Below are 26,595 nucleotides of genomic sequence, written 5' to 3' on the forward strand. Positions count from 1 at the left end.
ATACAAGCGCCAGCAGGATCTTCAGCGGCCGGCTAGCCTGGGATTACCCCCACGCCCCAGGAAAACCTGCATGCCCGTCGCCACTCACGATCACCCCTTGGAACTGCAGCAATTATTGCCGGAGTTGGTCGAGCAAGGGCTGATCACGGCGCAGGCGGCGCAAAAGGTAGCGCCAGCGTCCGGCAGCCAGCATCCCTTGGAATGCATCGCAGCCCAGGGCCCTTGCGTGGAGACCTTGACCCAATGGCTGGCCCGGCAGGTAGGCCAACCTTACCTGCGCATCGACCCGTTGAAGATTGATGTGGCAGCCGTGGTGCCGTTGATGTCCCACGCCTTTGCCCAGCGCCACGGCATTCTCGCAGTCGCCGTCGATACTCACAGCGTGACGATCGCCAGTGCCCAACCCCATGTCACCACCTGGGAAGCCGGGCTGTCCCAGGTGCTCAGACGCACGATCAAGCGCGTGGTTGCCAACCCCAGCGATATCCAGCGCTGTATCAACGAGTTTTACCGTTTAGCCAAGTCCGTCAGCGGTGCGGATGAAAAGATGACGACGCCTGGCAATCTCGACTTGCTCAGCCTCGGCGCCAGCGACAAGGAGCCGGATGCCAACGACGCGCATATCGTCAACATCGTCGACTGGCTGCTGCAGTACGCCTTTGGCCAACGAGCCAGCGATATCCATATCGAGCCCTGCCGCGACCAGGGTCGGGTGCGCTTTCGCATTGATGGGCTGCTGCATGACGTCTATCAATTTCCCCCACAGGTCACCATGGCCGTGGTCAGCCGCCTGAAAAGCCTGGGGCGAATGAACGTGGCCGAAAAACGCAAACCCCAGGATGGCCGCGTCAAGACCCGGAACCCTGCGGGTGTCGAAGTGGAATTGCGGCTTTCGACCCTGCCCACGGCATTCGGCGAAAAACTGGTGATGCGAATTTTCGACCCACAAGTGCTGCTCAAGGACTTTGACCAGTTGGGTTTGTCCAACGCCGACCAGCAGCGCTGGCACGCCATGACGCGACGCAGCCACGGCATCATCCTCGTCACCGGCCCCACCGGCTCAGGCAAGACCAGCACCCTCTACACCACCCTCAGGCAACTGGCGACCCGCGAGGTCAACCTGTGCACGGTGGAAGACCCGATTGAAATGGTCGAGCCGGCCTTCAACCAGATGCAGGTCCAGCACAACATCGACCTCACGTTCGCAAGCGGCATCCGCGCCCTGCTGCGCCAGGACCCGGACATCATCATGATCGGCGAAATCCGCGACCAGGAAACCGCAGAGATGGCTATCCAGGCCGCGCTGACCGGGCACCTGGTTTTCTCGACCTTGCACACCAACGATGCACCCAGCGCCATCAGCCGCCTGCAGGAACTGGGCGTTGCTCACTATTTGATCAAAGCTACGCTCATAGGGGTGATGGCGCAGCGCCTGGTGCGGCTGCTGTGCAGCCATTGCAAGCGCCCGCTGGGCCAGGAGGACGCTGACGGCTGCGAAGCCGTCGGCTGTGCGCAATGCCGTGACAGCGGTTATCGAGGCAGGGCCGGGCTGTATGAAATCATGCTCATGGACCCGGCACTCCAAGCGCTGGTCACCCCGGGCGCGGACGTACAAGCGCTGCGCCGTGAGGCACTGGCGCAGGGCATGAGCAGCCTGCGCATGGCCGGCGTCGAGAAAGTGAAGGCCGGCCTGACCACGATGACGGAGGTATTGCGGGTCACGCCAGGGGATTCAGAAACAAATTCTTCGGGTTTGATCGAGTACTGAAACTGTTTAGTCAGTGATGGAACTGGATCGGGTTAACTACAATCAAAACGTACAGATAACCCACCGGAGTCACCCATCATGCGTCTCAAATATGCTGTCGCAACCCTCGCTGTGCTTTCCCTACCTGTCGGCTCAGCCATGGCCGATAGCTTCTGGCGTAATGTCATCTCGTCGGGCGCCACCACTGGCTCGACTTACCTGACGTTCAAGGACCACAAGCTGGTGGTCGCCGCCCAGGACGACGCGGGCAGCTTCGTCGCCAGCGACGGCGGCATTCGCGGCCCGTATCTGGAAGCGGCCATGCAGAAGGTCCGCGCCGATAACCCTGGCCTCCAAGCCACGGACATGGAACTGGCTAACGCCATCCTGGCGAAGAATGCTGTAACCGAGTAACAACTGCCCTCATAAAAAATGCCGCTTTCTCAAGCGGCATTTTTTTGCCTGCTGCATGACGAATCGTTCATGGATGACAGGCTATATTCAGTCTCAGCGTGCAACCATGCCCTACTGACTCGTCTATCTTTCATTGCCTACCTGAAACGGATGCCTTCTTCGTCATGAGCCAACAGCCCTTCCTGCCGTTTTCCAAACCGACCATTGATGAAGCCACCATTTCGGCGGTCGGCGATGTTCTGCGTTCCGGCTGGATCACCAGCGGACCAAAGGTGCAGGCGTTCGAAGCACAGCTGTCGGACTATTTTGGCGGCCGTCCGGTGCGCACCTTCAACTCGGGCACCTGCACCATGGAGATCGCCTTGCGCATCGCCGGGATCGGGCCTGGGGATGAAGTCATCACCACCCCAATTTCCTGGGTTGCCACGGCTAACGTGATTCTCGAAGTCGGTGCCACTCCGGTCTTTGCCGACATCGACCCGGTGACGCGCAATATCGACCTGGCCCAGGTAGAAGCGGCCATTACTCCGCGCACCAAGGCGATCATCCCGGTCTACCTGGCCGGCTTGCCTGTGGATATGCCGATGCTCTACGCGCTGGCCAACAAGTACAACCTGCGTATTGTCGAAGATGCTGCCCAGGCCCTGGGGTCCAGCTGGGATGGAGAACGCATCGGCGCAACCGGCGACTTCGTGTCCTTCAGCTTCCAGGCGAACAAGAACATCACGTCGTCCGAAGGCGGCTGCCTGGTGTTGAACAATGCCGAGGAGGCCCGTCTGGCAGAGAAGTACCGACTGCAAGGCGTCACCCGCAGCGGCTTCGATGGCCTGGATGTGGATGTGCTGGGTGGCAAGTTCAACATGACCGACATTGCCGCCGCCATAGGCCTGGGGCAATTTGCGCACATCGAGAAGATCACCGCCCATCGTCAGAACCTGGCACGGCACTACTTCAACTGCTTTGGCAGCGATTTCGAAGCCCAATACGGCGCGCAACTGCCGCCGGCCGACTTCGAAAACAGCAACTGGCACCTGTTCCAACTGGTATTGCCGGAGCGCCAGGATGGCCTGCCAGCCCGCGCCACGTTCATGGAACAGATGCAGGCCCACGGCGTGGGTATCGGCTATCACTACCCGCCGATCCACCTGCTGAGCCTGTATCGGGCACAGAGTTTCAAGGAAGGCATGTTCCCGGTGGCGGAGCGTGTTGGGCGTTTGATTGTGTCGTTGCCGATGTTCACGGCGATGACAGAGGCGGATGTGGAGCGGGCTGTAGCGGCGGTTAAAGCCGTATTGAAAAGAGACTGATCACAACCAGCAGACACACCCCAATCAACTGTGGGAGCTGGCTTGCCTGCGATGCTGGCACCTCGGTGTATCGGTGATACCCGGGTGATCCAATCGCAGGCAAGCCAGCTCCCACATTGATTTGTGTCGTTGTAACTATGGCGTTTATTCGCCGATGGCGGCTTTGTAGCCCGCGGCATCCAGCAGCTTGTCCAGCTCGGCCTTGTCGCTTGGCTTGAGCTTGAAGATCCACGCGCCGTACGGGTCAGAGTTCAGCAGCTCAGGGCTGCCACTCAGCTCTTCGTTGACAGCAATCACTTCGCCGGCAACCGGCGAGTAGATATCCGAGGCTGCTTTCACCGACTCAACCACACCCGCCTGGCCTTGCGCTTCAAAATTGGCACCCACTTCCGCCAACTCAACAAACACCACATCACCCAAAGCTTCCTGTGCATGGTCGGAGATCCCGACGGTCACGGTGCCGTCAGCTTCCAGACGGGCCCATTCGTGACTTTCGGCAAAACGCAGGTCGGCAGGGATATTGCTCATAGTCTGTGTCCTCAAGATGAAATGTCAGCGGCCTTTGGCCTGCCGGAATTGGTTAGATCAGGGTTTTGCCATGACGCACGAAGGTCGGCTTGACCACTCGAACCGGATACCACTTGCCGCGGATTTCCACTTCGGCCCGGTCGGCAGTCGCCGTCGGCACACGCGCCAGCGCAATGGATTTGCTTAGCGTAGGCGAGAAACTACCACTGGTGATCTCTCCTTCGCCAACATTGGCGATACGAACCACCTGATGAGCACGTAGCACGCCACGCTCTTCGAGGACGAGCCCCACCAGTTTGAACTGCACGCCGGCCGCTTTTTCTGCTTCCAGCGCAGCGCGGCCAATGAAGTTACGCTCGACCGGTTCCCAGGCGATGCTCCAGGCCATGTTGGCCGCCAGGGGCGAGACGGCCTGGTGAATATCCTGGCCATACAGGTTCATGCCGGCCTCCAGGCGCAAGGTGTCGCGCGCACCGAGGCCGATGGGGGAAATGCCTGCGCCCACCAGATCGTTGAAAAAGCCCGGTGCCTGATCGGCCGGCAGCACGATTTCGAGGCCGTCTTCGCCGGTATAGCCGGTGCGGGCGATAAACCAGTCACCGTCGGCCCGGCCTTCGAACGGCTTGAGCTGGTGGATCAGGGTGCCACGGGACTGGGTCACCAGTTCGGCGATTTTCTGCCGGGCGTGGGGGCCTTGGATGGCGAGCATGGCCAACTCTGACCGCTCATGCAGCTGCACTGAGTAGGTGCCCAGTTGCGCCTGCATCCAGGCCATGTCCTGATCGCGGGTGGCGGCGTTGACCACCAGGCGGTAACCGGTTTCGGTGCGGTAGACGATCATGTCGTCCACTACCCCGCCCTGCTCGTTGAGCATGGCGCTGTATAACGCACGGCCACAGCCATGCAGTCGGTCGACATCATTGGCCAGCAGGTACTGGAGCCATTCCTTGGCCTGGGGGCCGGTGACATCGATCACGGTCATATGAGATACATCGAAGACCCCGCAGTCACGTCGCACCTGGTGGTGCTCTTCAACTTGCGAGCCGTAATGCAAAGGCATATCCCAACCGCCAAAATCGACCATTTTCGCGCCGAGGGCGAGATGCAGGTCATACAGAGGCGTACGCTGTCCCATGGGTTTCTCCTTCCGGGCTTGGCGAAGGCGCGCAGAGCTGCCACTTGCGCCGAACACCTTGTACTACAAGGCCCGCAGCCACATACAGCAGGTCGATCCGAAAGACGGAGCGCACCGAATGCCGCGCATTGTAGCCTCAAGCCGTAGGACTGGCACCTAACCGATTTGCCGAGCCGAGCGACGAATCAGCCCGATGACCGGCAACAAGCCAACCAGCACAAGGGTCAGCGCCGGCAAAGACGCCCGCGCCCATTCGCCTTCACTGGTCATTTCAAAGATGCGGACCGCCAGGGTGTCCCAACCAAACGGGCGCATCAGCAAGGTGGCGGGCATTTCCTTGAGCACATCCACAAACACCAGCAGCGCTGCGCTCAACGTGCCCGGCAGCAATAACGGCAGATACACTTTGCAAAACAGTCGTGGGCCGCTCACGCCAAGGCTGCGTGCCGCTTCGGGCAGTGACGGACGGATTCGCGCCAGGCTGTTTTCCAGCGGCCCGTAGGCCACCGCCAGGAACCGCACCAGGTACGCCAGCACCAGTGCCGACAGGCTGCCCAGCAGCAAAGGCTTGCCCGCCCCGCCCAGCCATCCGGAGAGCGGCACCACCAACTCGCGGTCCAGGTAACTGAACGCCAGCATGATCGACACCGCCAGCACCGAGCCTGGCAAGGCATAGCCGACATTGGCCAGGCTGATACCGGAGCGAATCGCGCGAGTGGGCGCCAGACGGTTGGCAAAGGCCAGTATCAGCGCCACGCTGACCGTGATCAGCGCTGCGATACCGCCCAGGTAAAGGGTATGCACGATCAGCCCGGTGTAACGTTCATCCAGGTCGAAGCGGCCACGCTGCCAGAACCACGCCACCAGTTGCAGCATCGGAATCACGAACGCACAGGCGAAGACCAAGCTGCACCACGCGCTGGCCGCCACGGCTTTGAACCCGCGCAGGTGGTACAACGCCTTGCCCCGTGGGCGCTCATTGCTCGGTCGGCTGGCCCCGCGCGCACGTCGCTCGCCATACAGCACCAGCATCACTACCAGCAGCAGCAGGCTGGCCAGTTGCGCGGCACTGGACAGGCTGAAAAAGCCGTACCAGGTTTTATAGATTGCGGTGGTAAAGGTGTCGAAATTGAACACCGAGACCGCGCCAAAATCCGCGAGCGTCTCCATCAGCGCCAAGGCCACACCGGCACCAATTGCTGGTCGCGCCATTGGCAATGCCACGCGCCAGAACGCTTGCCATGGCGATTGCCCCAGCACCCGCGCCGCTTCCATCAAGCCTTTGCCCTGGGCCAGGAACGCGCTGCGCGCCAGCAGGTAGACATAGGGATAGAACACCAGCACCAACACAATGACCACGCCGCTGGTAGAGCGTACCCGCGGCAAACGCAGCCCGGTGCCGAACCACTCGCGCAGCAGGGTTTGCACCGGGCCGGCGAAATCCAGCAGGCCCACAAACACGAAGGCCAGCACATAGGCAGGGATTGCAAAGGGCAACATCAGTGCCCAGTCGAGCCAGCGCCGCCCGGGGAACTCGCACAGGCTGGTCAGCCAGGCCAGGCTGACGCCCAGCAGCGTCACGCCCAGGCCGACACCGAGCACCAGGGTCAAGGTGTTGCCCAGCAAGCGGGGCATCTGAGTGTCCCAGAGGTGCGACCAGATCTGCGGGTCGATGCTTTGCCAGGACAGCAGCAGCACGCTCAGCGGCAACAGCACCAGGGCGGCGACGCTGAAAACCGGTAGGTACCAGCGACGTTGGGCGGGGTGGGCCAAGGAAAAGCTCTCAGAAAAATAAAGATGTTGAAGCGGCCACTAACCAATGTGGGAGCTGGCTTGCCTGCGATACAAGCACCTCGGTGTATCAGTGATACCGAAGTGATGCAATCGCGGGCAAGCCAGCTCCCACAGTTAAGCGGCGCAGCTTCAGTTCCAGCCAGCGCGATCCATCAGGCGAATCGCTTCGGCCTGGCGCTTGCCTGCCACTTCCACCGGCAAGGTATCGGCCACGAACTTGCCCCAGGTCGCCACTTCCGCCGATGGCGGTACCGCTGGGTTGGCCGGGAACTCCTGGTTGACGTCGGCGAAGATCTTCTGTGCCTCAGGCGTGGTCATCCACTCCACCAGCGCCTTGGCCGCTTCCGGGTGCGGTGCGTGCTGGGTCAGGCCGATGCCAGAGAGGTTCACATGTACGCCGCGGTCGCCCTGGTTCGGCCAGAACAACTTCACCGCCAGCTCTGGCTTCTGCTTGTGCAGGCGACCGTAGTAATAGGTATTGACGATACCCACGTCGCATTGCCCGGCGTTGATGGCCTCCAGCACGGCGATGTCATCGGAGAACACGTCAGTGGAGAGGTTATTCACCCAACCCTTGATGATTTCTTCGGTCTTGGCCGCGCCATGGGTTTCGATCAACGTGGCGGTCAGCGACTGGTTGTAGACTTTTTTCGCCGTGCGCAGGCACAGGCGGCCTTCCCACTGCTTGTCGGCCAGGGCTTCGTAGGTGGTCAGGTCGCCCGGTTTTACCCGGTCGGTGGAATAGGCGATCGTTCGCGCACGCAGGCTCAAACCGGTCCAGGCGTGGGCCGATGAGCGATATTGCAGAGGAATGTTCTTGTCGATGACAGGAGAGGTGAACGGTTGCAGGATGCCCATCTGCTCGGCCTGCCAGAGGTTACCGGCGTCAACGGTGAGCAGCAGGTCGGCGGTGGCGTTCTCGCCCTCGGCCTTGATGCGCTGCATCAACGGGGCTTCCTTGTCGGTGATGAACTTGACCTGTACGCCGGTCTTTTTGGTGTAGGCGTCGAACACGGGCTTGATCAGTTCGTCGATACGCGAGGAGTAGACCACGACTTCGTCGGCCGCCTGCACGGTGGTGCTGCCGATCAGGGTGAGTGCCAGGGCAGTCAGGAGGCGCTTGGGTGCCAACATGGGTGCGGTCTCTCATTTGCAAATGGAGGGCAAATGATAAGGACTCACATTTGGTAACGCTTGGTGGAGGCGTTACCAGATGTTGCACAGCCAGAATATGCGCTGGAGCTGATGGCCTCATCGCGGGCAAGCCCGGCTCCCACAGAGGGTTGTATTGTCAGTTCAGGGTTTGGCGAGTTCGGGAAGATCGCCAGTCAACCCCAGCGCCTGGCGCACAAACACTGCCTTGGCTTCGGGCATCTGGTCGACGATTTTCAAACCCGCGTTGCGCAACCAGCGCAGCGGCAGTTGATCGGCCTGGAACAAGCGCTCAAAGCCTTCCATCGCCGCCATCAGCGCCAGGTTATGGGGCATGCGGCGCCGCTCGTAACGGCTCAGCACTTTTACATCGGCCAGGCGCTCGCCGCGCTCGGTCGCCGCCAACAGCACTTCGGCCAGCACGGCTGCATCGAGGAACCCCAGGTTGACGCCCTGCCCCGCCAACGGGTGAATGACGTGGGCGGCGTCGCCGATCAACGCCAGGCCTTCGGCCACATAACGTTTGGCATGGCGCTGGCGCAACGGTACGCACACACGCGGGTCGGCACTAACCACAGTGCCCAAGCGCCCCTCGAAGGCACGCTCCAGTTCCCGACAGAAGCGTTCATCATCCAGCGCCATCAAGCGCTCGGACTCCGCGGGCGTGGTCGACCAGACAATCGAGCACCAGTCTTCCTGCCCATCGCGCACCAGCGGCAGGAACGCCAACGGGCCGGTGTCGGTGAAACGTTGCCACGCGGTGCGCTGGTGCGGCTGACTGCTGCGCACGCTGGTGACGATGGCGTTGTGCAGGTAATCCCATTCGCGGGTAGGTGTACCGGTCAGGCGGCGTACGGCGGAGTTGGCACCGTCGGCGGCCACCACCAGCGGCGCGCGCAGCTTGCGGCCGTCGGCCAGGGTCAACAACCAGTCATCGCCGGATCGGCGCATCTGTTCCAGGCGCGCATTGGCCAGCAGGCCGAGGTCGCAGTCATGCAGGCGATCGAGCAAGGCATCCTGCACCACGCGGTTCTCGACGATATGCCCAAGCACCTCCGCATGCACACTGGCCGCCGAGAAGTGGATCTGCCCAGTGCCGCTGCCGTCCCATACCTGCATTTCGCCATAGGGGCTGGCACGCCGCTCTACGATGCCGTCCCACACGCCCAGGCACTCAAGAATGCGCTGGCTGGCCGCCGACAGCGCGCTCACCCGCGGTTCAAACGCCGCAGCCGGTTCAAACGGCTTGACGCTCAACGGGCTGCCGTCGAGCAGCAGCACCTGCAGGCCACTGCCCTGCAACGCCAGCGCCAGGGCGCTTCCGACCATTCCGGCCCCGACAATCAGCACATCTGCGCGCATGTCCATATTCAAGCCTGTCTCGCTGGCGGCTTGCGCCGCACATAAAGGGTTTTGTCGACCCGCGCCACCAGGGTGCCGGAGCCGTCATGAATCTCGACCTTGAGGTGGGGCAGATATTTCTCGCCACCTGCGGTCTGGCGCCAAATTTCATCGAGCAAAGTGTCGTCGATGGAGAATTCGGCATACACCGGGCCTTTGCCCGGCGAGATGAAGTCGATACTCGCAGCCTTGTCCCACACGATGTAGTCGCGGCCCAGGTTTTCCATCAACAGCAACATGTAGAACGGATCGACCATCGAATACAGGCTGCCGCCAAATTGCGTACCGACGTAATTGCGGTTGTACCAACCCAGGCCCATGCGCACCTTGGCATGCCGGAAGTCGGCACTCAGTGCCTGCACCCGCACCCCGGCGCCGAGGTACGGCGGGTACAGGGTGAGGAACCAGCGCAACAGCCGCGCCTTACCCACGCGTTGGGTTAGCCACTTACGCATCGGAACGCGTACCCAGGCCCATGGCCTGGCGGGCGAACCAGCGTTTGGCTGGTGGCAACAGGTCGAGGCCGAGCAAGCCCATATTGCGGCCCAGCGCCACCAACGGTTGGGCACTGCCAAACAGGCGCGTGACCTGGTCGGAGAAGCCTACGGTGAGTTGCTGGTCCAGGCGCTGGCGCTCGCGATAGCTTTGCAAAGTCGCCAGGTCACCCGGCACAGCAGGCCCGGCCAGCAGCGCTTCGGCCAAGGCATTGGCATCGCGCAGAGACAGATTGAACCCCTGCCCGGCAATCGGGTGCAGGCTATGGGCGGCATTGCCGAGGACCGCCAGGTGCGAACGCACTTGCTCTTCGGCTTCCACCAGGGTCAACGGGTACAGGTGGCGGGCACCCACTTGCTTGAGGGTGCCCAGGCGATACCCGAACACACCCTGCAGTTCGCTCAGGAAGCTACGCTCGTCGAGGCTGGCCAAGCGCTGGGCGTCCATGCCGATGCGGGTCCAGACCAGCGCGCAACGGTTGTCCGGCAGCGGCAGCAAGGCCATGGGGCCTTCATCGGTAAAGCGCTCGAACGCCTCGCCATTGTGCGCTTCGCTCGGGGTGATGTTTGCGATCAGCGCGCTCTGGTTGTAGAGGCGGGTTTTCACGCCAATGCCCAGTTGCTCTCGCAGGCCGGAACGGCCGCCATCAGCCAGTACCGCAAGGTCGCATTCCAGCACGGTTTCATCGTTGAGGGTCAGGCGATAGCCATCGGGCAGAGGCTCCATGCGCGTGACTTCCGCCGGGCAGCGCCAGCTCACCACGTCCTTGTCCAAGCCTTGCCACAGGCATTGGCCGAGCCAGGCGTTTTCCACCACATAACCCAGGGCTGGCACGCCCTCCTCCATCGCGGACAAACGCGCGGTGGAGAAGCGCCCACGGTCCGATACATGGATCTGCTTGATCGGCTCCGCACGTCGGGAAATGGCATGCCACAGGCCCAGCCGCTGGTAAATCTGGCGCGCGCCAAACGACAGCGCGGAAGAGCGCGCATCGTAGCTCGGCTGGTAGCTGTCGCCCGGTGCAAAGGGTTCGATCAGCACGATTTTCCAACCCCGCGCCTTGGCCCCCGCTTGCAATGCCAGGGCCAGGCTGGCGCCCACCAGGCCACCGCCGATAATCGCCAGGTTGACCCGGCTCATCGGGCAGCCGCCATCAACGCTTCGATCTCGGCAACGGTCTTGGGCACGCCGCCAGTCAGGATTTCACAGCCTTGCTTGGTCACTACCACGTCGTCCTCGATGCGCACGCCAATGCCACGCCATTTTTTTGCCACGTTCTGGTTGTCCGGGGAAATATAGATACCCGGCTCCACGGTCAAGGCCATGCCCACTTCCAGCACGCGCCATTCACCGCCCACTTTGTACTCGCCCACATCATGCACATCCATGCCCAGCCAGTGGCCGGCACGGTGCATGTAGAAGGCGCGGTAGGCTTCGCTGGCGATCAACTCGTCAACGTCACCTTGCAACAACCCCAGCTTCACCAGGCCGGCGGTGATGACCTGCACGGTCGCCTCATGGGCCTGGTTCCAATGTTTGTTCGGCGCGATCTGCTTGAAGGCGGCTTCCTGGGAGGCCAGCACAATCTCGTAGATCGCCTTCTGCTCCGGCGAAAACTTGCCGTTGACCGGCCAGGTACGGGTGATGTCGCTGGCGTAGCAATCGATCTCACACCCGGCGTCGATCAGCACCAGGTCGCCGTCCTTGAGCACCGCGTCATTCTGCTGGTAATGCAGGATGCAGCTGTTGCGCCCGGCGGCGACGATGGAGCCATAGGCCGGCATCTTCGCGCCGCCTTTGCGAAACTCGTAATCCAGCTCGGCTTCCAGGCTGAACTCATGCAGGCCGGCACGGCTGGCCTGCATCGCCCGCACATGGGCCGCACAGGAAATTCGCGCTGCCTCGCGCATCACCTTCACTTCTGCCGCCGATTTATACAGGCGCATATCGTGGAGCAAATGATCCAGGGCAACGAATTCGTTCGGCGGCTGGGCGCCCAGGTGTGCTTTTGAACGGATCACGTTGATCCACTCCATCACGTGCCGGTCGAACTCGGCATTGCTGCCCATGGCCGAGTACACACGGTCGCGACCTTCGATCAGGCCGGGCAGGATGTCGTCGATATCGGTAATGGGGAAGGCGTCATCCGCGCCAAAGTCGCGAATCGCGCCCTCGGTGCCCGCACGCAGGCCGTCCCACAATTCGCGCTCGGCATTGCGCTCGCGGCAGAACAGCACGTACTCGCCATGCTGGCGACCGGGCATCAGCACGATCACCGCTTCGGGCTCGGGGAAACCGCTCAGGTACTGGAAATCGCTGTCCTGGCGGTAAACATGCTCGACATCGCGGTTGCGGATGGCCACGGCGGCGGCCGGCAGGATCGCGATGCTGTTGGGTTCCATCTGCGCCATGAGCGCCTTGCGGCGACGGGTGTATTCCGCTTTGGGGATATGAATCATGGGCAGATGGGCTTCCTTTCTTTAGTGCAACGACGGCTTGGCAGCGACCGGCTCAGCGGACTTCCTGGTCTCGGTGAACAGCAGCAACGGCGCGACGCGCAGGTATTCCATGACTTCCATGTAGTCGCCTTCGCCATCTTCGGACTCTTCCAGGGCATCTTGCACCTGTGAGATCGCCGCCAGGTCCTGCAGCACTTCCTTGGCGTCGGTGCTCAGCTCCAGGCCGCCGGCATTCACGCCGAAACCGTGGAGGAAGCCCTGGCACCACTGGCCCAGGGCAGCAGCGCGCTCGGTGAGCGGCGCGTCATCGGTCGGCAGCAGCAGGACCACGGTGACGTCGTCACCGGTCAACTCGCCCTTGACCATCTCTTGCAGGCCGATCAACGCATTGCGCACGTTCTCGGTGGGTTCGGTTTCCAGCAACTCGGCCACATCGGCCAGCCAGTTGTCGGCATCAAAGCCCACACCGGTGCAACTGCGGCCCAACAGCACGCCGTGCAGTTCGGCAGGCGAGCAAGGGTGGCCGCTGGTGCTCAGCAGTTTGGAAAAAGCGTCGTACGGGGAATTTTGAATGGGCATGGTGAGCTAGGCGCCAGACGGCGCAATGTCTAGAATGGAGCGCTGTATCCTAGCACCGGCAGACGTACCAAGACTATCGAGGGCGTCAGATCGTTTATCCTGCAGTTGCCATTCATCAGACAAATCCAGTGGAACCCAATGGAAGACACCGACCTGCAAGCGCTGATGGCCAGACTCGAACTGCTAATTGATCGGGTCGAGCAACTTAAGAGTCAAAACGGACTCCTATTAGCTCAGGAAAAGACCTGGCGCGAGGAACGCGCTCACCTCATTGAAAAAAACGAAATCGCCCGGCGTAAGGTCGAATCGATGATTTCGCGCCTGAAGGCCCTGGAGCAAGACTCATGAGTTCAAGCAATAGCGTTACCGTGCAGATCCTCGACAAAGAATATTCGATCATCTGCCCCCAGGAAGAACGCAGCAACCTGGTGAGCGCTGCCCGCTACCTGGACGGCAAGATGCGCGAAATCCGCAGCAGCGGCAAAGTGATTGGCGCCGACCGCATCGCTGTGATGGCCGCGCTGAATATCACCCACGACCTGCTGCATAAGCAGGAGCGCCCTGACGTACAGGCCAGTGGTTCGACGCGCGAGCAGGTTCGTGACCTGCTTGATCGCGTGGATCTGGCGCTTTCCACCGATTCAGACACACCCAAGGGCTGATTGCCGAGCGGGTTTAAGGTATACTCGCCCCACTCCCTGGCGTGTTTGCCAGTCGGCGATGTCCCTGAGCCGATTCGCACTACCCTGGAAGTTGCACGTTGGGCTGGTGTGCATGTCCGCTAGACGGAAAGCCTTAAAGCCTACTGCTTCTTCCACCTTGAACTTTCGGGTTCAAGGGCTAAGTCGACAGCGGCTCTGTCGGGGAGCCTGAATTCCCAAACTCAATGCCAGTCCCCGGACTGGCATTGTTTTATGAGCCGAAAATCATGACCGAACCTGCGCCGCTATCTCGTCCGCAACTTCGACGCATGTTGCGCAAGGCCCGCCGCGCCCTCACGCCAAGCGAGCAGCGCCAGGCCGCTCAGGGTCTGTACCGGCAACTGGCACAGCACCCGCTGTTTCGCCGGGCCAAACATATCTCTTTATATTTGCCCACGGATGGTGAAATCGATCCGCGCCTGCTGCTGCGTGCGGCCCAGCGCCGCGGCAAAGCCACTTACCTGCCGGTGCTCAGCGCCTGGCCGCGCACCAAGATGGTGTTCCAGCGCGTACGGCCTGGGGATAAGTTGCTGCCCAACCGCTTTCGCATCCTTGAACCACGGGTCAATGCCCATCGTCAGCGCCAGGTCTGGGCGCTGGACCTGGTGTTATTGCCGCTGGTGGGGTTCGACGATGTGGGTGGGCGCCTGGGCATGGGCGGCGGGTTCTACGATCGCAGCCTGGCCTATCTTGCCCGCCGCCAGAGCTGGCGCAAGCCAACGCTGCTGGGGCTGGCCCATGAATGCCAGAAAGTCGAACGCCTGGCGCAGGCGAGTTGGGATGTGCCGTTGGCGGGGACGGTGACTGATACGCAGTGGTATGACGCACAAACGCCGCTGGAAACAGCGGCGCCTTGGTGAATGCTTGAGTTAACGCTTGAACGGTTGTGGCTGCTGCTGAGCCAGTTCAACCGGTGCATCGGTCTTGTTCGACCACAGGCTCTGGGCATAACCGGTGGTCACGACGCCCAGACCAAACAAAATAACCAAAATCCATAGTAAATCCGGCTTACGTTGCATCGATTGCCCCCCTTTCAGGCACCTCGTACACGATGACAACAACGTTCCAAAGTAGTCCGTTGCAGCTGCGTCAAGCTTAAAAGCGCGCATTCTGCGGTAACGTGAACCAACACGCAAACCTTGACGCCAACCGACTGTCGGTTTGTCACGCAATTGCCCGACAACTTGCCCAATGCCTTTTTCAGGAGCCCAACAATGGCCTACTGGCTGATGAAATCCGAGCCCGACGAACTCTCTATCAAAGGCCTGGAAAAGCTCGGCGAAGCGCGCTGGGACGGGGTACGCAACTATCAGGCCCGCAACTTTTTGCGCGCCATGGCCGTGGGCGACGAGTTTTTCTTCTACCACTCCAGTTGCCCGGAGCCAGGGATTGCCGGCATCGGCAAAATCACTCGGGCCGCCTATCCGGACCCCACTGCGCTGGAACCAGAAAGCCACTATTTCGACGCCAAGGCCACCCCGGAGAAAAACCCGTGGAGCGCGATCGATGTCGCGCACGTGCAGACCTTCCCCAAGGTGCTGGGGCTCGGCTATCTAAAGCAGCAAACTGCACTGGCTGAAATGCCGCTGGTGCAGAAAGGCAGCCGGCTTTCGGTCATGGCGGTCACACCGCAACAGTGGGCGGTGGTCCTTCATTTGCTTTAACTGACCTGGCTTCTTGTAGGAGCGAGCTTGCTCGCGAAAAACTCACAGGCGCCGCTTTTATTCAGGAAGCACGCGTTATCGTTGACGTTTTTCGCGAGCAAGCTCGCTCCTACTGGATGATCAGGTTGTTGAACAGCAGGTCTTCTACCACTGGCTTGCCGGTTTCATCGTTCATCACCTGCTGCGTTTGCTTCAACGCTTCCTGACGCAGCTTTTCCTTCCCTTCCACACTGCTCATGGTCTCGTTGGTCTGCTGGGTAAACAGCGCGACCAGTTGGTTGCGAATCAACGGGTCGTTGGCCTTGACCAACTTCGCCGCCTCATCACCGGTCACGCGCAGAGCAATGTCGGCCTTGTAGACCTTGAGCTTGGCCGTGCCATCCAGGCCGTAATTGCCCACGAACGGCGGCGTCAGGCTGATGTAGCTGACTTTCGGCGCCTCGCCTTCCTTGGCTTCTTCGGCCTGGGCTGCCATCGGCAACGTCAGGGCAAGCATCAACAGGATCCACGCTTTCACAGTTCATTCCTCGAATTCGGTTGCCGGGTAGCATAACGCTAGCAAGGCTGAGCACAAGCTTATGGGGGCTTATCAGGCGCGGGCATGCTCGTTGACCCACGGGCGTTCCCTCCTACACTTATCGGCCACGACGCCAAAAGGAATAGTCCGATGAAAGCTGTGCTGTGCAAAGCCTTCGGCCCCGCCGAAACCCTGGTGCTGGAAGAGATCGCCAGCCCCGCGATCAAGAAGAACGAAATCCTGTTGGACGTGCACGCGGCCGGGGTGAATTTCCCGGACACCCTGATCATCGAAGGCAACTACCAGTTCAAGCCGCCCTTTCCGTTCTCACCCGGTGGCGAAGCGGCAGGCGTGGTCAGTGAAGTGGGTGAGAAAGTCAGCCATCTGAAAGTCGGTGACCGTGTGATGGCGCTGACCGGCTGGGGCAGCTTTGCCGAGCAGGTCGCGGTGCCCGGCTATAACGTGCTGCCGATCCCGCCGAGCATGGATTTCAACACCGCCGCTGCCTTCAGCATGACGTACGGCACCTCCATGCATGCGCTGAAACAACGCGCCAACCTGCAACCCGGCGAGACCTTGCTGGTGCTTGGTGCGTCCGGCGGCGTGGGCCTGGCCGCAGTGGAGATCGGCAAGGCCATGGGCGCCCGGGTGATTGCCGCCGCCAGTAGCGCCGACAAGCTCGCAGTGGCCAAGGCCGCTGGCGCCGATGAGCTGATCAACTACAGCGAAGCCAGCCTCAAGGATGAGGTCAAGCGTCTGACCGATGGCAATGGCGCCGATGTTATCTACGACCCGGTGGGTGGCGACCTGTTTGACCAGGCCATTCGTTCGATCGCCTGGAATGGGCGGCTGCTGGTGGTGGGGTTCGCCAGTGGGCGTATTCCTGAACTGCCGGTGAACCTGGCGCTGCTCAAGGGCGCAGCGGTGGTCGGGGTGTTCTGGGGCTCGTTTGCCCAGCGCCAGCCGCAGGATAACGCGGCGAATTTTCAGCAGTTGTTCACGTGGTATGGCGAGGGCAAGTTGAAGCCGTTGGTGTCACAGGTGTATCCGCTGGAACAGGCCGCAAAGGCGATCAATGATCTGGGGCAGCGCAAGGCAGTGGGTAAAATAGTTGTCCAAACCCGATAACACACCTGAAATGCAATCCATGTGGGAGCTGGCTTGCCTGCGACAGCGGTGAGTCAGCTGCTACAGATGAAGCTGAAAGACCGTCATCGCAGGCCAGCCAGCTCCCACAGTAGTTACTTCGCGGTCTTAGGACCTAACCACGACCATCACTTATCTATAGGCGACATGTTCGTAAAAGAACATGCAATTGCTCTCGTTTCCTGTGTTTGCAGATAAGAGGCGATGCTATTTTCGGTAACGAAACTGTAACATTCGCATCCGCAGTCAAAACAAGAAATTTGGAGCTCTTGAATGTTTGCTTTCTTTCGTCCTGCCGCACACCAGGCGCCCTTGCCTGAAGAAAAAATAGACAGTACCTACCGACGGCTGCGCTGGCAGATCTTCGCGGGTATTTTCTTTGGTTACGCCGGTTACTACCTGCTGCGTAAAAACTTCTCCCTGGCCATGCCCTACCTGATCGACGAGGGTTACACCCGCGGTGAACTGGGCCTGGCAATGTCGGCGATTGCGATTGCCTACGGCTTGTCCAAGTTCCTCATGGGCCTGGTGTCCGACCGCTCCAACCCACGCTATTTCCTGCCCTTTGGCCTGCTGGTTTCGGCGGGGGTGATGTTCATTTTCGGTTTCGCACCTTGGGCAACGTCCAGCGTGACCATGATGTTCATTTTGCTGTTCATCAACGGCTGGGCCCAGGGCATGGGCTGGCCGCCAAGTGGGCGGACCATGGTGCACTGGTGGTCGCAGAAAGAACGCGGCGGCGTGGTGTCGGTTTGGAACGTGGCGCATAACGTCGGCGGTGGCTTGATCGGCCCGCTGTTCCTGCTGGGCATGGCGTGGTTCAACGACTGGCATGCGGCGTTCTATGTACCGGCCACCGTGGCCTTGGCGGTGGCAGCGTTTGCCTTCATCACCATGCGCGACACACCGCAATCGGTGGGCCTGCCGCCTATCGAGAAGTACAAGAACGATTACCCGGAAGGCTACGATGCCAGCCACGAAGACGAATTCAGCGCCAAGGAAATCTTCGTCAAGTACGTGCTGCGCAACAAAATGCTCTGGTACATCGCCTTCGCCAACGTGTTTGTCTATCTGCTGCGCTACGGCGTACTGGACTGGGCGCCGACCTACTTGAAAGAAGCCAAGCACTTCACGGTCGATAAGTCGTCCTGGGCGTACTTCTTCTACGAGTGGGCAGGTATCCCGGGCACGCTGCTGTGCGGCTGGATGTCGGACAAGATCTTCCGTGGCAACCGCGGCCTGACCGGTATCGTGTTCATGGCCCTGGTGACAGTGGCCACCCTGGTTTACTGGCTCAACCCGCCGGGCAACCCGATGATCGACATGATTGCGCTGTTCTCCATCGGCTTCCTGATCTACGGCCCGGTGATGCTGATCGGCCTGCAGGCATTGGAACTGGCTCCGAAGAAGGCCGCCGGCACCGCAGCGGGCTTCACCGGTCTGTTCGGTTATCTGGGCGGTTCGGTAGCGGCAAGTGCGGCCATGGGCTACACGGTCGACCATTTCGGCTGGGACGGTGGTTTCGTGCTGCTGATTGGTGCGTGCGTACTGGCGATCGCGTTCCTGATCCCCACGCTGTGGCACACCAACAGTGTCAGCTCGGCGCGTTAATCGCCCGGGCAACCCTTGGCACAACGCTTGAGCCGCGCCTCCAGGTTTTTATCTGGCATGGCGTGGCTACGCAGGGCGTTCACGGTCTGCTCGACATAATCGCGAGTCGTGCCGTAACGCCCGCAAGCGCTTTGCAGTACATGGTTAAGCACGATATCGGGCAAGTTGCCGGCATAGCTGGGCAAATGCCGCTCCAACACAAACCCCAACGCCTGCACGGTACTGCCATCCTGTAACCGACAGCTGAGCCAGTGCGGCCGGTAAGAGGGGTAAGGCATCTCACGTTGCCACAGGGCATACAGCGAGGCCTCCAACTGATCGTCCGGCAAACGGTAGGCGAACCCGCTGCAGGAACCACCGCGGTCCAGCCCGAACACCAACCCCGGCAATTCCGGCGTACCCCGATGCTCATGGGACCACAGGTACAAGCCCCGGTGATAACCGTGGACCCGTGCCCGTACGCGCTCGGTGGATGAACATTCAGGGCGCCAGATCAGTGAACCATAAGCAAATAGCCACACCGGCCCGCCCTTATGCCGCGCCATGGTGGCTTGCATCGAGCTCATCAACTGTTCGTGTGTGAGTTGCGGCCCAAGATCGAGGCGCGGAGGGTAAGCCAATTGCAGAAGATCGGTTTCAATGGCGGTCATGGCGAAATGCGGTGCGCCTCCTGAGTGTTACCAGTTGTGAGCGACTTTACCGTAATAAAACGCAGCGCTGTAACCGTACGGCGAAAAAGTGCCACTGGGCATTAATCAACGCCGCCACTCGTCAGGATCTGGACGGTTAATCCCGCTACTGTCAGCCCCGGTTCAGCCTGGGCGGGCGCCATGCCGTCAAACTAGCGCGCACATAACGACCCACTTAGCCGTTCATTACATCGACTATCGAGGTCGCCCCATGAAAAAATTTCGATTGCCTGGGCTGTTGTTCCTGGCCCAAGCCACCACCGCGCTGGCGAGCGAAACCCCACTCGCCAACGACGACAAAGGCTTCTGGTACGCCCAGACCAGTGTCTACACCCGGCACTTCGCACCCGACCCCGAGCACAACAACAAGCAGGACTTGATCGGCCTGGAACGCAACGAGGCATCGGGGCTGTTGTATGGTGGGGTGACTTTTCGCAACTCGTTCCGCCAGCGCTCGTACTACGCCTATGCGGGCAAGCGCTATGACCTGGCCGACTATCCGGTGTATGCAAAATTGACCGGCGGGCTGCTTCAGGGCTATCGCGGCGACTACCGCGACAAGATCCCGTTGAACCGATTCGGTGTGGCGCCGGTGATCATTCCGTCGGTGGGCGCGCATTACGGGCCGGTGGCGGCGGAGTTGGTGTTGCTCGGGTTCAACGCGGCAATGGTGACAACTGGCGTGCGCTTCTGACACGACACTGTCCCCTGTGGGAGCTGACTTGCCTGCTCCTACATTATTCAGCGCAAGGCTTCAGGGCCTTGGGGCGTAGGCGAAGACGTCGGCGCGCATCCGGTGCGCATCCATGCCGGCGCTGACCAGTGCGTCCAGCGTGCCGTAGATCATCGCCGGCGAACCGCTGGCGTAGACGTGCACGCTATTGAGGTCGGCAATGTCTTCGCACACTGCCTCATGCAGCAAACCACAGCGCCCTTCCCAACCACACAGGTCGCTGACGACTTTGTGCAGGAACAGGTTGGGTAATTGCAGCCATTGATCCCAATGCTCGATTTCGTAGAAATCTTCCGGCAGACGCACGCCCCAATACAGATGCACCGGGTGCTTGAAACCTGAAGCGCGGCAATGCTCGATCAGACTGTTCATCTGCGCCATGCCGGTGCCGGCGGCCATCAGTACCAGTGGCCCGTCTGGCAGTTCAGCCAGGTGAGTGTCGCCAAACGGCAGCTCGACGCGCGCCATCTGGTTACGCTGCAACTGTTCGATGAGGCTGCGCGCGCTGGCTTCCCGTGCCAGTACATGCAACTCCAACTCACGCCCGGCATGGGGCGCCGAGGCCAGGGAAAACGCTGACTTCTCGCCGTTGTCCCGCTCGATCATCAGGTATTGCCCGGCGTGATAACGCACCGCCTTGCCAGCCGGGGCGCGCAGGCGCACGCGCCACACATCGCCACCCACTTGCGCACACTCGATCAATTGGCACGACAATTTGCGCAACGGCAACTCTCCCGGCGCCAGAACGCCATCCCACAGCACCACACAATCCTCCAGGGGCTCGGCGATACAGGTGTAGAACTCCCCATGATCGCGCACTTCCCCGGCTTGGCGTACCCGGCCCTCCACCAGCAACGCCGCGCAGACATGGCACACGCCATTGCGACAGGCTTGAGGGCACTCATAGCCCAGGCGACGGGCGCCTTCGAGGATTCGCTCGCCAGGAGCCAGCTCCAGCACAGCACCGGAAGGTTGCAGGGTTACACGCATCAATCTATTCCCAATTCTTTCCAGATCGCATCGACCCGCGCAGTGACAGCTTCATCCTTGACGATCACCCGGCCCCACTCACGCGTGGTTTCGCCCGGCCATTTGTGCGTGGCATCCAGGCCCATCTTTGAGCCAAGGCCCGATACCGGCGACGCGAAGTCGAGGTAGTCGATAGGCGTGTTGTCGATCATCACCGTATCGCGCTTGGGGTCCATGCGCGTGGTGATGGCCCAGATCACGTCGTTCCAGTCCCGGGCATTGATGTCGTCGTCGGTGACAATAACGAACTTGGTGTACATGAACTGTCGCAAAAACGACCATACGCCGAGCATTACCCGCTTGGCATGCCCCGGATACGACTTCTTCATGGTCACGATGGCCATGCGATACGAACAGCCCTCGGGCGGCAGGTAGAAGTCGGTGATTTCCGGGAATTGCTTTTGCAGGATCGGCACGAACACTTCGTTGAGCGCCACGCCGAGGATGGCGGGCTCATCGGGCGGACGACCCGTGTAGGTGCTGTGGTAGATCGGCTTGACCCGATGGGTGATGCGCTCGACGGTGAACACCGGGAAGCTGTCGACTTCGTTGTAGTAACCGGTGTGGTCGCCGTAGGGGCCTTCATCGGCCATTTCACCTGGGTGAATCACGCCTTCAAGGATGATTTCGGCGGTGGCCGGCACTTGCAGGTCATTACCGCGGCACTTCACCAGCTCCGTGCGATTACCGCGCAACAAACCGGCGAAAGCGTACTCGGAGAGGCTGTCAGGTACGGGCGTGACCGCGCCGAGGATGGTCGCCGGGTCGGCACCCAGGGCCACGGATACCGGGAACGGCTTGCCGGGATGCTTTTCGCACCACTCACGGAAGTCGAGGGCGCCGCCACGGTGGCTCAGCCAGCGCATGATCACTTTGTTACGGCCAATGACTTGCTGACGGTAGATACCGAGGTTCTGGCGGTCCTTGTTCGGGCCTTTGGTGACGGTCAGGCCCCAGGTGATCAACGGGCCGACGTCGCCGGGCCAGCAGGTTTGCACCGGGAGCATGGCCAGGTCGACATCGTCGCCCTCAATGACCACTTCCTGGCACACCGCGTCCTTGACCACCTTGGGGGCCATGGCAATGATCTTGCGGAAGATCGGCAGCTTGGACCAGGCGTCCTTCAAGCCCTTGGGCGGCTCGGGCTCCTTGAGAAAAGCCAGCAGCTTGCCGATCTCGCGCAGTTCGCTGACGGACTCGGCGCCCATGCCAAAGGCCACGCGCTCGGGAGTGCCGAACAGGTTGCCCAGCACCGGAATATCGAAGCCGGTCGGGTTTTCGAACAACAGCGCCGGGCCCTTTTTGCGCAAGGTGCGGTCGCAAATCTCAGTCATTTCCAGCACCGGAGAAATCGGCATCTGGATACGTTTCAACTCTCCGCGCTGCTCAAGTTGCTGCACGAAATCCCGAAGATCCTTGAATTTCATTAACCATGCCACCCGTAAAATAGGCGTACATCCTACCTGCTCTGAGGGCGGCTGGCAGCTTAATTGGCCGTCAATCCGCGTGATTGCAACGAACTGAACAACGGCTCCAGGAAGGCTTCGATGTGTCGCGCGCCGACGTCTGAAAGGTGGTTATCGTCGGTATACAGCGCTCGGCCATTGAGTTCGACCCGGCATACACCGTCGGTGCCACACAGCAAAGGTGCAGGGTCCAGCACCGCGACACCGCTGTCGGCCGCCGCCAACTCATCAAACAAGTGCGTGATAAAGGCCTGGCGCTTTACATGCTCGGCCACGGCGAGCCCTTCACCGTCCACGGGGCGGTTCATCATGGCCAGGCGGCTGAGACGGTAAGGTACGATGATTTCCTGCAGCGGCACTTCCTTGACCAGCCAGACCTTGTGCCCGGCAGCGCGCAAGCCCTGGATGCGCTCGCGCAAGCCCTGGGCAAAGCGTTGTTCGGCGACGGCACGCACATACTGGCCGGTGCCGGGGTCTTTGAGCGCATGCTCCTTGTCACCGGACATTTGCCCGTACACATACAGGCTCCAGCGAGCGGCCAACACCACATCGCTGAAAGCCTGCTCGGACATGGCCTTCTCGACGCGACGATTGAAATGCGCGCAGCGGGCAATATTCTCCAGGCCATCGAGGGGAATACAACCGGCAAAACTGGCTTCGACCAGGCTGATATCGTGGCGATCAGCGCCCTCTTTAAGTGCGGGTATCAGCGCGGTGGCGTGACTGTCGCCCCATACCAGCGCTGAAACAGATTGGCCTTTCGGGCCGAAATGGCAGAACAAGCGTTCATCGGGCGTATCTTTGTCGGCCATGCACGCCAGCAGGTCAGGGCTCCACTTCTTGGCCTGGGCAAAACGCAACGCCTGTTCGGACAAGCGCGAAGGCACGCCGTCAGCTTCGCGTATCGCAAGGCCAGTGAAGCCCAACCCCAGAATGCCGACCATGGCTGACGCCAGAATCGCCTTACGCGAAGCCAGCAAACGTTTTTCCCGGAACGGCGTTTCCACGAAGCGCCAGGACAGATAGCCCAGCACCAGCGAAAGCAGCATCAGCCCCGCCAGCTCCAGCGCGCTCAAGCCATCCACCGCGGCATAGTTGGCGTACACGAACACCGGCCAGTGCCAGAGGTACCAGGAATAAGAGATCAGCCCGATACCCACCATGATCCGTGTGCCCAACAGGCGAGCGACCCAGGTCTGTTGCTGACCGTTGGCCCAGATCAACCCGACCACCCCCAGCACGGGCAACAACGCGGTCGCACCTGGGAACGGCGTTTTCGCGTCGTAGCCCAGCACAGCGATGAGGATCAATGCCAGGGAAGCCAGGCTGACCCCTTGAGCCAAGGCCGGCGAGGCGCGCCATTCACGCTTGGGCTGCACCGCCAGCATTGCACCGGCCAGTAGTTCCCAGGCCCGCAGGTGCAACAGGAAGAAGGCTTTCTGCGGCTCATGCTGAACCGCCCAGACGCTCATGCCAAACGACACCAACAGTACCGCGAACAATGCCAGGCGCCAGTGCTTCAACCGACTGGAAAGCAACGTCAGCAGCAATGGGAAGAAAATATAGAACTGCTCTTCTACTGCAAGCGACCAGGTATGCAGCAAGGGCTTGATGTCGGATGAGGCATCAAAGTAGCCATGCTGACGCGAGAACAACAGGTTCGACGTAAAGGTCACCTGATAGTGCGCAGACCGCCCTAACTCCTCATAGTCCTTGGGCGCCAACAGAAACCAACCCACTGCCAGTGTCGCGGCGATCATCACAAACAGGGCCGGCAAGATACGCCGGGCTCGACGAGCCCAGAAGTCGATGAAGCTGAAGCGTCCAGCTTGACGCTCACGCCAGATAATTGACGTGATCAGGAAACCTGAGATGACGAAGAAGACGTCAACGCCAACAAAACCGCCAGTAATGCCAGGGACACCAAAGTGGAACAACACGACTGCAAGGACAGCAATGGCACGCAGGCCATCGATGTCTCTGCGGTAAGCAAGGGTGGTCATAAGAATGTGGTCAGTCTGCGACGAAAGGGATGAGCGAAGTCACGCGTCAATTTTTGTTACTTAACGGATACTTATGCCACAAAAATCGCAGAATCTCGACGCAAAAAAAATGGCGTCCGATTAAGGACGCCATTTTTTTGGACCTGAAACGCTGTATTACTTGCGTTTCATCGACAGGAAGAACTCGTCGTTGGTCTTGGTGGTTTTCAGCTTGTCGATCAGAAACTCGATGGCCGCAACTTCGTCCATCGGGTGCAGCAGCTTGCGCAGGATCCACATACGCTGCAGTTCGTCGTCTGCGGTCAGCAACTCTTCGCGGCGGGTGCCGGAGCGGTTGATGTTGATCGCCGGGAACACACGCTTTTCAGCGATGCGGCGGTCCAAAGGCAGTTCCATGTTGCCGGTACCCTTGAACTCTTCGTAGATCACTTCGTCCATCTTCGAGCCGGTTTCAACCAGCGCGGTGGCGATAATGGTCAGCGAGCCGCCTTCTTCGATGTTCCGCGCAGCGCCGAAGAAACGCTTTGGTTTCTCCAGGGCGTGGGCATCGACACCACCGGTCAGCACCTTGCCGGAGCTCGGGATCACGGTGTTGTAGGCACGGGCCAGACGCGTGATGGAATCGAGCAGGATCACCACGTCTTTCTTGTGCTCGACCAGGCGCTTGGCCTTTTCGATCACCATTTCGGCAACCTGCACGTGGCGGGTTGGCGGCTCATCGAACGTCGAGGCAACCACTTCGCCGCGCACGGTGCGCTGCATTTCGGTCACTTCTTCCGGACGCTCATCGATCAACAGCACGATCAGATGAACTTCAGGGTTGTTACGTGCAATGTTCGCGGCGATGTTCTGCAGCATGATGGTCTTGCCGGCTTTCGGCGGTGCGACGATCAGGCCACGCTGGCCTTTGCCGATCGGAGCGCAGAGATCGATCACACGACCGGTCAAGTCTTCGGTGGAGCCGTTACCGGCTTCCATCTTCATGCGCACGGTCGGGAACAGCGGGGTCAGGTTCTCGAAGAGAATCTTGTTTTTCGCGTTCTCTGGGCGGTCGAAGTTGATCGTGTCGACCTTGAGCAGGGCGAAGTAACGCTCGCCTTCCTTCGGAGGACGGATCTTGCCAACGATGGTGTCACCAGTGCGCAAGTTGAAGCGACGGATCTGGCTCGGCGAGACGTAGATATCGTCTGGGCCGGCGAGATAGGACGCGTCTGCAGAGCGGAGGAAGCCGAAGCCGTCCTGGAGGATCTCCAGCACGCCATCACCGGAGATTTCCTCGCCGCTTTTCGCGTGCTTCTTGAGCAGGGAGAAAATCACGTCCTGCTTGCGCGAACGGGCCATATTTTCTATGCCCATTTCTTCGGCCAATTGGAGCAGGTCGGTAATCGGCTTTTGCTTGAGTTCAGTCAGATTCATATAGGAATGACGTAATCATTTATGGAGGGGGGAAATTAAGCTTTTGGCTTAATGAGGCCGCGCCGCAGAGAAGGCGACAGGATCGCGTACTAATCGAAAAGGAATGCGTCGGCGACGGCTTGCAGGGGGCAGTGGAGAAACCACTGCGGGGCCGAATGTACCACCTGGATTTCGGAGCGTCTAGCCCTGCTTTACGAAAAAGCCCCGCTATTTGCGGGGCTTTTTTGACGACGCTTAGATGTTCGCGTCGAGGAAAGCTTGCAACTGGGACTTCGACAGCGCGCCCACTTTAGTCGCTTCAACATTGCCGTTCTTGAACAGCATCAGCGTAGGAATACCACGTACGCCATGCTTGGCCGGAGTTTCCTGGTTGTCGTCGATGTTCAGCTTGGCAACGGTCAGCTTGCCTTCGTAGGTGGTTGCAATGTCGTCCAGGACCGGAGCGATCATTTTGCAAGGGCCGCACCATTCAGCCCAGTAGTCAACCAGCACCGGGCCGGCAGCCTTGAGTACTTCGGCCTCAAAGGTCGCGTCGGTGACGTGCTTGATAAGATCGTTGCTCATGGATGTCTCCGGATTGTAAGCAAAAAAAACGTTGCCCATCATAGC

At 60.4% G+C, this 26,595-nt stretch carries 27 protein-coding genes and 1 other RNA gene; 11 read left to right on the top strand and 17 right to left on the bottom strand.

What is annotated here, in order from left to right; translation table 11 throughout:
- The first annotated feature begins 70 nt into the window (after nt 1–70).
- The 3 genes from ACP7CZ_RS13690 (at nt 71) to ACP7CZ_RS13700 (ending at nt 3,468) form a co-directional block, all read left to right on the top strand.
- Nucleotides 71–1,768 carry a GspE/PulE family protein gene (locus ACP7CZ_RS13690; RefSeq protein ID WP_057975327.1) on the top strand — a complete coding sequence of 566 codons (1,698 nt, stop codon included), beginning with the start codon at nt 71–73 and terminating at the stop codon, nt 1,766–1,768.
- Nucleotides 1,769–1,846: 78 nt separating this feature from the next.
- Nucleotides 1,847–2,161 (top strand): DUF2388 domain-containing protein, encoded by a 315-nt coding sequence (locus tag ACP7CZ_RS13695; RefSeq protein ID WP_003176799.1) that lies wholly within the window; start codon nt 1,847–1,849, stop codon nt 2,159–2,161.
- Between the two features lie 164 nt (nt 2,162–2,325).
- Complete coding sequence (locus ACP7CZ_RS13700) at nt 2,326–3,468, top strand: DegT/DnrJ/EryC1/StrS family aminotransferase (protein WP_294195393.1); 1,143 nt, start codon at nt 2,326–2,328, stop codon at nt 3,466–3,468.
- A 144-nt stretch (nt 3,469–3,612) separates the two neighbouring features.
- Here the strand turns inward: ACP7CZ_RS13700 and gcvH are convergent, their stop codons facing one another.
- The 9 genes from gcvH to ACP7CZ_RS13745 form a co-directional block, all read right to left on the bottom strand.
- A complete protein-coding gene (gcvH, locus tag ACP7CZ_RS13705; protein ID WP_003195293.1) occupies nt 3,613–3,996 on the bottom strand; it encodes a glycine cleavage system protein GcvH in 384 nt (127 codons plus the stop codon).
- A 52-nt stretch (nt 3,997–4,048) separates the two neighbouring features.
- Nucleotides 4,049–5,131: a glycine cleavage system aminomethyltransferase GcvT gene (gcvT, locus tag ACP7CZ_RS13710; protein WP_034129004.1), complete on the bottom strand. Its 1,083-nt coding sequence runs from the start codon at nt 5,129–5,131 to the stop codon at nt 4,049–4,051.
- Between the two features lie 156 nt (nt 5,132–5,287).
- A complete protein-coding gene (locus tag ACP7CZ_RS13715) occupies nt 5,288–6,904 on the bottom strand; it encodes an ABC transporter permease (protein ID WP_020301817.1) in 1,617 nt (538 codons plus the stop codon).
- Nucleotides 6,905–7,054: 150 nt separating this feature from the next.
- Entirely contained in the window at nt 7,055–8,059 is a 1,005-nt protein-coding gene (locus ACP7CZ_RS13720; RefSeq protein ID WP_057975325.1) for an extracellular solute-binding protein, read from the bottom strand.
- 162 nt (nt 8,060–8,221) lie between these two features.
- Nucleotides 8,222–9,439, bottom strand: coding sequence for a 2-octaprenyl-3-methyl-6-methoxy-1,4-benzoquinol hydroxylase (locus tag ACP7CZ_RS13725; protein ID WP_236452503.1), 1,218 nt, complete (start codon nt 9,437–9,439; stop codon nt 8,222–8,224).
- Between the two features lie 8 nt (nt 9,440–9,447).
- On the bottom strand, nt 9,448–9,933 hold the full coding sequence (locus ACP7CZ_RS13730; protein WP_198790962.1) for a DUF4442 domain-containing protein: 486 nt from the start codon (nt 9,931–9,933) through the stop codon (nt 9,448–9,450).
- Nucleotides 9,926–11,113: a 2-octaprenyl-6-methoxyphenyl hydroxylase gene (ubiH, locus tag ACP7CZ_RS13735; protein WP_259038955.1), complete on the bottom strand. Its 1,188-nt coding sequence runs from the start codon at nt 11,111–11,113 to the stop codon at nt 9,926–9,928. The genes ACP7CZ_RS13730 and ubiH overlap by 8 nt, the downstream gene beginning before the upstream one ends.
- On the bottom strand, nt 11,110–12,432 hold the full coding sequence (pepP, locus tag ACP7CZ_RS13740; RefSeq protein ID WP_034129009.1) for a Xaa-Pro aminopeptidase: 1,323 nt from the start codon (nt 12,430–12,432) through the stop codon (nt 11,110–11,112). Before pepP ends, ubiH begins: the two co-directional genes overlap by 4 nt.
- Before the next feature lie 21 nt (nt 12,433–12,453).
- Nucleotides 12,454–13,011 carry a YecA family protein gene (locus ACP7CZ_RS13745; protein WP_034129010.1) on the bottom strand — a complete coding sequence of 186 codons (558 nt, stop codon included), beginning with the start codon at nt 13,009–13,011 and terminating at the stop codon, nt 12,454–12,456.
- 138 nt (nt 13,012–13,149) lie between these two features.
- On the opposite strand from ACP7CZ_RS13745, the gene ACP7CZ_RS13750 reads away from it, so the two are divergent.
- From ACP7CZ_RS13750 to ACP7CZ_RS13765, 4 genes are all read left to right on the top strand, one after another.
- Nucleotides 13,150–13,359 (top strand): TIGR02449 family protein, encoded by a 210-nt coding sequence (locus tag ACP7CZ_RS13750; protein ID WP_003177365.1) that lies wholly within the window; start codon nt 13,150–13,152, stop codon nt 13,357–13,359.
- Nucleotides 13,356–13,673 (top strand): cell division protein ZapA, encoded by a 318-nt coding sequence (locus tag ACP7CZ_RS13755; protein ID WP_054895993.1) that lies wholly within the window; start codon nt 13,356–13,358, stop codon nt 13,671–13,673. Before ACP7CZ_RS13750 ends, ACP7CZ_RS13755 begins: the two co-directional genes overlap by 4 nt.
- A gap of 30 nt (nt 13,674–13,703) precedes the next feature.
- Nucleotides 13,704–13,882, top strand: a non-coding RNA gene (gene ssrS, locus ACP7CZ_RS13760) — 6S RNA.
- A gap of 57 nt (nt 13,883–13,939) precedes the next feature.
- Nucleotides 13,940–14,572: a 5-formyltetrahydrofolate cyclo-ligase gene (locus tag ACP7CZ_RS13765; RefSeq protein ID WP_034129012.1), complete on the top strand. Its 633-nt coding sequence runs from the start codon at nt 13,940–13,942 to the stop codon at nt 14,570–14,572.
- A 9-nt stretch (nt 14,573–14,581) separates the two neighbouring features.
- On the opposite strand, the gene ACP7CZ_RS13770 is transcribed toward ACP7CZ_RS13765, so the two are convergent.
- On the bottom strand, nt 14,582–14,731 hold the full coding sequence (locus tag ACP7CZ_RS13770) for a hypothetical protein (RefSeq protein WP_010207387.1): 150 nt from the start codon (nt 14,729–14,731) through the stop codon (nt 14,582–14,584).
- A gap of 195 nt (nt 14,732–14,926) precedes the next feature.
- Between ACP7CZ_RS13770 and ACP7CZ_RS13775 the strand changes: the two genes are divergently transcribed.
- Entirely contained in the window at nt 14,927–15,376 is a 450-nt protein-coding gene (locus ACP7CZ_RS13775) for an EVE domain-containing protein (RefSeq protein ID WP_294195257.1), read from the top strand.
- 109 nt (nt 15,377–15,485) lie between these two features.
- Here the strand turns inward: ACP7CZ_RS13775 and ACP7CZ_RS13780 are convergent, their stop codons facing one another.
- Nucleotides 15,486–15,893, bottom strand: a complete 408-nt coding sequence (locus tag ACP7CZ_RS13780) for a flagellar basal body-associated protein FliL (RefSeq protein WP_198790960.1) — start codon at nt 15,891–15,893, stop codon at nt 15,486–15,488.
- A 150-nt stretch (nt 15,894–16,043) separates the two neighbouring features.
- Here ACP7CZ_RS13780 and ACP7CZ_RS13785 point away from each other — a divergent pair, with 150 nt between their 5' ends.
- Together ACP7CZ_RS13785 and glpT are read left to right on the top strand one after the other, a co-directional pair.
- A complete protein-coding gene (locus ACP7CZ_RS13785) occupies nt 16,044–17,021 on the top strand; it encodes an NADPH:quinone oxidoreductase family protein (RefSeq protein ID WP_294195252.1) in 978 nt (325 codons plus the stop codon).
- Nucleotides 17,022–17,312: 291 nt separating this feature from the next.
- Nucleotides 17,313–18,650 (top strand): glycerol-3-phosphate transporter, encoded by a 1,338-nt coding sequence (glpT, locus tag ACP7CZ_RS13790; protein ID WP_032878817.1) that lies wholly within the window; start codon nt 17,313–17,315, stop codon nt 18,648–18,650.
- Here the strand turns inward: glpT and ACP7CZ_RS13795 are convergent.
- Complete coding sequence (locus tag ACP7CZ_RS13795) at nt 18,647–19,300, bottom strand: gamma-glutamylcyclotransferase (protein WP_034129015.1); 654 nt, start codon at nt 19,298–19,300, stop codon at nt 18,647–18,649. The two genes, glpT and ACP7CZ_RS13795, sit on opposite strands and share 4 nt — an antisense overlap.
- A gap of 250 nt (nt 19,301–19,550) precedes the next feature.
- Between ACP7CZ_RS13795 and ACP7CZ_RS13800 the strand changes: the two genes are divergently transcribed.
- The gene (locus ACP7CZ_RS13800; protein ID WP_034129016.1) at nt 19,551–20,033 is read left to right on the top strand and encodes a hypothetical protein; all 483 of its coding nucleotides are present in this window, start codon (nt 19,551–19,553) and stop codon (nt 20,031–20,033) included.
- Between the two features lie 60 nt (nt 20,034–20,093).
- Here the strand turns inward: ACP7CZ_RS13800 and ACP7CZ_RS13805 are convergent, their stop codons facing one another.
- The 5 genes from ACP7CZ_RS13805 to trxA form a co-directional block, all read right to left on the bottom strand.
- Nucleotides 20,094–21,062: a CDP-6-deoxy-delta-3,4-glucoseen reductase gene (locus tag ACP7CZ_RS13805; RefSeq protein ID WP_034129017.1), complete on the bottom strand. Its 969-nt coding sequence runs from the start codon at nt 21,060–21,062 to the stop codon at nt 20,094–20,096.
- Nucleotides 21,062–22,528 (bottom strand): 4-hydroxy-3-polyprenylbenzoate decarboxylase, encoded by a 1,467-nt coding sequence (gene ubiD, locus ACP7CZ_RS13810; protein ID WP_294195242.1) that lies wholly within the window; start codon nt 22,526–22,528, stop codon nt 21,062–21,064. The genes ACP7CZ_RS13805 and ubiD overlap by 1 nt, the downstream gene beginning before the upstream one ends.
- A gap of 59 nt (nt 22,529–22,587) precedes the next feature.
- Nucleotides 22,588–24,570, bottom strand: a complete 1,983-nt coding sequence (locus ACP7CZ_RS13815; protein WP_054895998.1) for an acyltransferase family protein — start codon at nt 24,568–24,570, stop codon at nt 22,588–22,590.
- Between the two features lie 156 nt (nt 24,571–24,726).
- Nucleotides 24,727–25,986: a transcription termination factor Rho gene (gene rho, locus ACP7CZ_RS13820; protein WP_003176825.1), complete on the bottom strand. Its 1,260-nt coding sequence runs from the start codon at nt 25,984–25,986 to the stop codon at nt 24,727–24,729.
- Nucleotides 25,987–26,220: 234 nt separating this feature from the next.
- Complete coding sequence (gene trxA, locus ACP7CZ_RS13825; RefSeq protein ID WP_034129019.1) at nt 26,221–26,550, bottom strand: thioredoxin TrxA; 330 nt, start codon at nt 26,548–26,550, stop codon at nt 26,221–26,223.
- Nucleotides 26,551–26,595 lie beyond the last annotated feature (45 nt).

This window comes from Pseudomonas sp. DWP2-2, assembly GCF_049897065.1.
Lineage (GTDB): Bacteria > Pseudomonadota > Gammaproteobacteria > Pseudomonadales > Pseudomonadaceae > Aquipseudomonas > Aquipseudomonas paracarnis.

Coding starts and splice junctions, on each gene's coding strand:
- ACP7CZ_RS13690 (WP_057975327.1), top strand. CDS start 71: ATGCCCGTCGCCACTCACGATCACCCCTTGGAACTGCAGCAATTATTG.
- ACP7CZ_RS13695 (WP_003176799.1), top strand. CDS start 1,847: ATGCGTCTCAAATATGCTGTCGCAACCCTCGCTGTGCTTTCCCTACCT.
- ACP7CZ_RS13700 (WP_294195393.1), top strand. CDS start 2,326: ATGAGCCAACAGCCCTTCCTGCCGTTTTCCAAACCGACCATTGATGAA.
- gcvH (WP_003195293.1), bottom strand. CDS start 3,996: ATGAGCAATATCCCTGCCGACCTGCGTTTTGCCGAAAGTCACGAATGG.
- gcvT (WP_034129004.1), bottom strand. CDS start 5,131: ATGGGACAGCGTACGCCTCTGTATGACCTGCATCTCGCCCTCGGCGCG.
- ACP7CZ_RS13720 (WP_057975325.1), bottom strand. CDS start 8,059: ATGTTGGCACCCAAGCGCCTCCTGACTGCCCTGGCACTCACCCTGATC.
- ACP7CZ_RS13725 (WP_236452503.1), bottom strand. CDS start 9,439: ATGCGCGCAGATGTGCTGATTGTCGGGGCCGGAATGGTCGGAAGCGCC.
- ACP7CZ_RS13730 (WP_198790962.1), bottom strand. CDS start 9,933: ATGCGTAAGTGGCTAACCCAACGCGTGGGTAAGGCGCGGCTGTTGCGC.
- ubiH (WP_259038955.1), bottom strand. CDS start 11,113: ATGAGCCGGGTCAACCTGGCGATTATCGGCGGTGGCCTGGTGGGCGCC.
- pepP (WP_034129009.1), bottom strand. CDS start 12,432: ATGATTCATATCCCCAAAGCGGAATACACCCGTCGCCGCAAGGCGCTC.
- ACP7CZ_RS13745 (WP_034129010.1), bottom strand. CDS start 13,011: ATGCCCATTCAAAATTCCCCGTACGACGCTTTTTCCAAACTGCTGAGC.
- ACP7CZ_RS13750 (WP_003177365.1), top strand. CDS start 13,150: ATGGAAGACACCGACCTGCAAGCGCTGATGGCCAGACTCGAACTGCTA.
- ACP7CZ_RS13755 (WP_054895993.1), top strand. CDS start 13,356: ATGAGTTCAAGCAATAGCGTTACCGTGCAGATCCTCGACAAAGAATAT.
- ACP7CZ_RS13765 (WP_034129012.1), top strand. CDS start 13,940: ATGACCGAACCTGCGCCGCTATCTCGTCCGCAACTTCGACGCATGTTG.
- ACP7CZ_RS13770 (WP_010207387.1), bottom strand. CDS start 14,731: ATGCAACGTAAGCCGGATTTACTATGGATTTTGGTTATTTTGTTTGGT.
- ACP7CZ_RS13775 (WP_294195257.1), top strand. CDS start 14,927: ATGGCCTACTGGCTGATGAAATCCGAGCCCGACGAACTCTCTATCAAA.
- ACP7CZ_RS13785 (WP_294195252.1), top strand. CDS start 16,044: ATGAAAGCTGTGCTGTGCAAAGCCTTCGGCCCCGCCGAAACCCTGGTG.
- glpT (WP_032878817.1), top strand. CDS start 17,313: ATGTTTGCTTTCTTTCGTCCTGCCGCACACCAGGCGCCCTTGCCTGAA.
- ACP7CZ_RS13795 (WP_034129015.1), bottom strand. CDS start 19,300: ATGACCGCCATTGAAACCGATCTTCTGCAATTGGCTTACCCTCCGCGC.
- ACP7CZ_RS13800 (WP_034129016.1), top strand. CDS start 19,551: ATGAAAAAATTTCGATTGCCTGGGCTGTTGTTCCTGGCCCAAGCCACC.
- ACP7CZ_RS13805 (WP_034129017.1), bottom strand. CDS start 21,062: ATGCGTGTAACCCTGCAACCTTCCGGTGCTGTGCTGGAGCTGGCTCCT.
- ubiD (WP_294195242.1), bottom strand. CDS start 22,528: ATGAAATTCAAGGATCTTCGGGATTTCGTGCAGCAACTTGAGCAGCGC.
- ACP7CZ_RS13815 (WP_054895998.1), bottom strand. CDS start 24,570: ATGACCACCCTTGCTTACCGCAGAGACATCGATGGCCTGCGTGCCATT.
- rho (WP_003176825.1), bottom strand. CDS start 25,986: ATGAATCTGACTGAACTCAAGCAAAAGCCGATTACCGACCTGCTCCAA.
- trxA (WP_034129019.1), bottom strand. CDS start 26,550: ATGAGCAACGATCTTATCAAGCACGTCACCGACGCGACCTTTGAGGCC.